5 protein-coding genes are annotated in these 4,860 nt (G+C 64.8%); all 5 read right to left on the reverse strand.

Annotation, left to right across the window (positions count from 1 at the left end; all coding sequences use genetic code 11):
* A partial coding sequence (locus GF405_10655) for a hypothetical protein (GenBank protein ID MBD3368611.1) occupies positions 1-743 on the reverse strand: 743 nt, incomplete at its 3' end.
* 87 nt (positions 744-830) lie between these two features.
* Positions 831-1,607 (reverse strand): hypothetical protein, encoded by a 777-nt coding sequence (locus GF405_10660; protein MBD3368612.1) that lies wholly within the window; start codon positions 1,605-1,607, stop codon positions 831-833.
* A 45-nt stretch (positions 1,608-1,652) separates the two neighbouring features.
* Positions 1,653-2,888 (reverse strand): extracellular solute-binding protein, encoded by a 1,236-nt coding sequence (locus GF405_10665; protein MBD3368613.1) that lies wholly within the window; start codon positions 2,886-2,888, stop codon positions 1,653-1,655.
* Positions 2,889-2,924: 36 nt separating this feature from the next.
* Entirely contained in the window at positions 2,925-3,752 is an 828-nt protein-coding gene (locus GF405_10670; protein MBD3368614.1) for an ABC transporter permease subunit, read from the reverse strand.
* A 37-nt stretch (positions 3,753-3,789) separates the two neighbouring features.
* Complete coding sequence (locus GF405_10675) at positions 3,790-4,788, reverse strand: ABC transporter permease subunit (GenBank protein ID MBD3368615.1); 999 nt, start codon at positions 4,786-4,788, stop codon at positions 3,790-3,792.
* Positions 4,789-4,860 lie beyond the last annotated feature (72 nt).

Raw genomic sequence — 4,860 nt, forward strand, 5'->3', positions numbered from 1 at the left:
AGCAGGAAGACCTTGTCGTCCAGGTCGAGATCGGCCGCGTCCTTGAGCGTCATGCGAAGGTACCGGTCGGTCGCGCCCCCCGTGTCGTATCCCTCGATGACATCCTTGAGCTGCGTCAGGAGCACCGGGGTCAGGTTGATGGTGAAGTGAATGTCGGGGTAGTCCTTCAGGATCGCCGCCATGTCGTAGTAGTCCTTGATGGCGTGGAGGCGAACCCACGGCTCGTGGTACTCGCCGGTCTCGAGGTTCTTGAGGTACTTCGGCTGGTGCTGGTGCCAGACAACGGCGATCGAGAGCGGCCTTCCCACCGGCTTGAGCTCATCGACGACCGGTTCGAAGGACTCCGGACCCTCGATCGAGCCGAGTACGACCCCGCCGTCCATAGTGACCGCCATGACGGTGTTGTACCCGCCGTAGTTGTCATCGACCCGCTCCGGGTTGTCCGGGTCGGGACGCCACTCGGCCCCGCCGTCGATGACGAACTTGTACTGGTACGACCTCCCCGTCTGGAGGTCGACCACGACCTCCCAGACGCCGTCGCCGTCCTCGTCGGACATCGGCGTCGCCTCGGGGTCCCAGGCGTTGAACTCGCCGGCGAGGTGCACGCTCGATGCGTCCGGAGCCTCCACGGTGAACCGGACGCCGCCGTCGACGGCCTCCGGAAGCGCCCACACGCTTGAGGCGCCCAGAAGGAGTGCCGCGGTCGCCACGGCGAAGAACGTCGTCGTTTTCGTAATCATCATGTCACCTCGCCCTCATACCACGATCGGCTCCGTCACTGCCTGGAGCCGATCGCGAACCTCCCGGCCGGTGCCGGGTTCGTTGTCCTGTCAGTCGATCTCGAGCGCGGGAACCGTCGCCATCTTCCCGTCGTCGAGGCTCCATCCGCCGAGGATCTCGTCCTGCGACCGCTTCGAGCCTCCGAAGAGGCCGAACATCTTCTTCGGCTCCGGCACGACGATGTCGTAGACGTTCGGATCGAGCGCCAGGTCGTCGCCGCCACCGCCTCTCCACTCCCCGGCCTCGGCCTTGACCTCGCGGAAGTCACCCAGACCGCCGGCGCCGTAGTCGTCCTGCAGGCCGACGGCCGGTGTGTAGCGCCAGTCGGACGCGGCGCCGTTCAGGGCATCGATCGGCACCGAGATCCTGATCGTGCCGGCCTCCATGTCGGTCGCGACCGACACTCCCACATCCACCGGCTCGGAGTTCACGTCGATCATCTGCACCGTCTCACCGGCCGCGAAGATCTGGTACTCGGACGGCTGCTCGAGCCAGACGTTCGCGTTCCGCCTGAGCTCCTCGTCGCCGCCGTCCTCGGTGTCGATCGCGACGGCCACCATGGTCAGCCGATTCCCGACGTCCCACGGGTCTACGAGGTTCCGGATCGTGAAGACGAAGATGAGATTGCCGTTCTCCTTCTCGATGGCGAACGACAGGAGGTCGGCCTGACCCCCTTCGCCGAACGCCTCGTTGGTCGGATACGCGTAGTCGCCGTCGCCCGTGTCGTCTCCCTCTGGATCGTCCCACGTGGCCAGCACCTCGGCGCCCGCCGGCACGACCGCCGCCAGTAGCGCCGCTAGAGCAAGCAGTGTTAGAAACCGTCTCATGGACTCACCTCCACCGTGCGCCGCGCGAGCGCGTGAGGTCTCTCCCTATTCGAGCTCACCTGCAAGCAGCTTGTCGATCTCCCCGACCGCCGTCTCGAGAGCGGCCTCGACCGACTTCGTCCCATCGAGCGCCGCCTGCATCTCGGGGTTCATCAGGTTCTCGATCTCCGGATAGTACTGCGTCTGCGGTCTCGCGATGGCCGTCTGCATCTGCTCGACGAAGATGGGCAGGTAAGGGTGCTTCTCTGCATCGATCGTGTCGAGTGCGCCCATGTTGATCGGGATCTGCCCCAGACGGTCGGACCACATCGTCTGTGTCTCAGCGCTCGCCACGAACATCAGGAACTCGGCCGCGAGCTCCGGGTTCTTCGCGTTCCGAAATACGACGAGGTTGTTGCCGCCGACATTCGTGTGCGTCCCCTCAGGCCCCTCCGGAATCAGCCCGACGCCGAAGTCCATGCCGGCCTTCTCCAGGGTCTTCACGGCCCAGGGCCCGTTCAGGATCATGGCGTAGCGGCCGTTCTGGAAGCCGAGGTCGTTCTGGATGCCGCCCGCGCGCCACGCGCCGCCCTCGATGCCGTGCTTCTGATAGAGATCGACCTTGAGCTGGAAGGCTGCGACGCCCTCCTCGGAGGCCAGCAGGCATCGGGTCCCGTCCTCGGACAGGAGCTCGGCTCCGTACGTGTAGAAGAACGGCAGCGACCACCACAGCGAGTTCCTGACGCCGATGCCGAAGACGCCCTCTTCCTTGTTCGTCAGCTGCTTCCCGTACTCGATGAGCTCGTCCCACGTCGCCGGCGGACGGTCCGGGTCGAGCCCCGCCTCGCGGAAGAGCTCGCGGTTGTAGAAGAGACACAGACCGTTCGTCTGGTCCGGGAGCCCCCACAGCTTGTCGTTCAGCATGCAGCTCTGGAGCGCGACCGGGAGGATCTCCTCGCGGAACGCCGGAGGCACGTGCGGCGTCAGATCGTAGAGCGCGTTCTTGGTGGCGAGCTTCGCCAGGAAGGACACGTCGACCCGCGCCATGTCCGGCTCTGTGTTCGTCGTGAGCGCCGTCATGATCTTCGGCTCGGCGCCGGCGAACGGCAGGCGGACGACGTCGATCGTGACGCCGGGGTGCGACTCCTCGAACTCCGCCACGATGTCCTTGAAGACGGGGTTCTCCTGATCGTTGTACGTCTGCCAGATGGTCAGCGTCGCCTCGTCCCCGCCCCCGCCGCAGCCACCGACTGCGAGCGATCCAACGAGTCCGACGGCGATAAGCAGTATGGCCTTTCGCATGAAGCTGTCTCCCTGTTCTCGAACGTACGGCGCGGTCTACCCCTTCACCGCGCCCATCGTCATGCCCTCAATGAAATACCGCTGCGCGAAGAAAAAGATCGCCGCGATCGGCAGGACCGAAATACACGACCCCGCCATGATCAGCGTGTACGACTGCTCGTGCTGGCTCCGAAAGAGTGCCAGTCCGACCGGCACCGTGTAGAGCCGCTCGAGGTTCGTCACGATGAGCTGCCACAGAAAGTTGTTCCAGTGGAACTGGAATGTCAACAGGAAGAGCGTCGCGAGGATCGGGATCGAGAGAGGGACCATGATGGTCGAGAAGACCTGCCACTCGCCCGCACCGTCGATCCGCGCCGCCTCGAGAAGCTCTGAGGGAATGGTCTGCATGTACTGCCGCATGAGGAAGAGCCCGAAGACATTGGCCAGATGCGGGATGATCATCGCGCGATACGTGTTCATCCAGCCCAGCTGGTTGATGACCGCGAACTGGGGCACGACGTACATGAGCCCGGGGATCATCAGGGATGCCAACAGGAACGCGAAGATCTTGTCCCGCAGGAAGAAGTGTTTCTTCGCGAACGCGTAGCCGGCCAGCGCGGCGAAGAGCGTCGCGAAGAGCGCCGCGCTCGTCGCGACGATGACGCTGTTCACGAAGTAGCGCGCGAACCCGAACTCCGAGAGCACCCGCTGGAAGTTGTCGAGCGTCGGGTTCTCCGGGAAGATGTTCGGGGTGAACGCCTGTCCGGGCTGCTTGATCGAGGTCACAATCATCCAGAAGAACGGGAACAGCACGACGACCGCCGCGGCCGTCAGCCCGACGTAGACGGCTATCTTCCGTATGCGCGTCTTCGCCTGCGGTGTCATCCCATCTCTCCCGAGCGGCGCTCCCTCCGAAGCGGGGTCATCGCTCCTCTTCTGCCCCCAGGAAGTGCCGGTTGACGAACGTGACGACGAGCGTCAGTGCCAGGAGTACGTACGACATGGACGCGGCGTACCCCAGGCGGAACTGGTTGTAGAATGTATCGAAGACGTAGTAGCCCGTCACCCACGTGGCTCCGAGCGCGCGCCCCCCCACGTCGACGTTCGGCCCGCCTCCCGTCATGGCGTAGACCTCGACGAACGCGTTCAGGGCCGAGATCGTTCCGATGATGACCATGAAGAACGTGATCGGCTTCACGAGCGGGAGCGTGATCGAGCGGAAGCGCTGCCATCCGGAGGCTCCGTCGATCGAGGCCGCCTCGTAGAGCGACTGCGGTATGTTCTGGATCGCCGAAAGGTACAGGATCATTCCGAACCCCGCGCCCTTGAGCACGTTCGTCAGAACGACCGCGGGCATCGCCGTCGACGGCATGCCGAGGAAGCCGCGCTCGGAGAACGCCGTGATGCCGACGCTCTCGAGGATCCGGACCAGGATGCCGACGTGCGGGCTGTAGATCAGCGTCCAGACGATGCCGATGACCAGCATGTCGAGGACGTAGGGCATGAAGAACGCGCTCCGGTAGAACGCGACGGCCTTCAGGCGGTTGTTCAGAAGGAGCGCCAGGGTCAGCGAGACCGCGATGCCCGCCGGGATGATGAGCGCCGCGTAGTAGAGCGTCATCAGCACCGACCACCAGAACTTGACGTCTGAGAAGAGGAGCTGGAAGTTCGCGAGCCCGACGAAGCGGAGCGAACCGAAGACGTCGAACGAGTCGGTGGGAACGCGGTGCAGCGCGAGGTAGAGCGAGTAGAAGACGGGGTACGCGAGGAACACGCCGAAGATGATCATGAACGGCGCGATGAACATGTATGCCGAGAGGTTCTCTCGTACACGCGCGGGGCGAAGGCCCCTCGACGGCCGGCGCGGGCCCGCGGAACGCGACCCCTGGGTCGCCTCTCTTGCCTCGAGGCCCTCCTGCATCGTCGGCGCGACCTCCCCTCGCCCGAATGGCGGCGCCGCGCGGCCCGGTCGGGACCGCGCGGCCCGTGAAGC

The sequence above is a fragment of the Candidatus Effluviviaceae Genus V sp. genome, from assembly GCA_014728125.1.
Classification (GTDB): domain Bacteria; phylum Joyebacterota; class Joyebacteria; order Joyebacterales; family Joyebacteraceae; genus WJMD01.

What these genes read in the sequence shown, in the direction of transcription:
- GF405_10660 (MBD3368612.1), bottom strand. Translation starts at nt 1,607, where the DNA reads ATGAGACGGTTTCTAACACTGCTTGCTCTAGCGGCGCTACTGGCGGCG.
- GF405_10665 (MBD3368613.1), bottom strand. Translation starts at nt 2,888, where the DNA reads ATGCGAAAGGCCATACTGCTTATCGCCGTCGGACTCGTTGGATCGCTC.
- GF405_10670 (MBD3368614.1), bottom strand. Translation starts at nt 3,752, where the DNA reads ATGACACCGCAGGCGAAGACGCGCATACGGAAGATAGCCGTCTACGTC.
- GF405_10675 (MBD3368615.1), bottom strand. Translation starts at nt 4,788, where the DNA reads ATGCAGGAGGGCCTCGAGGCAAGAGAGGCGACCCAGGGGTCGCGTTCC.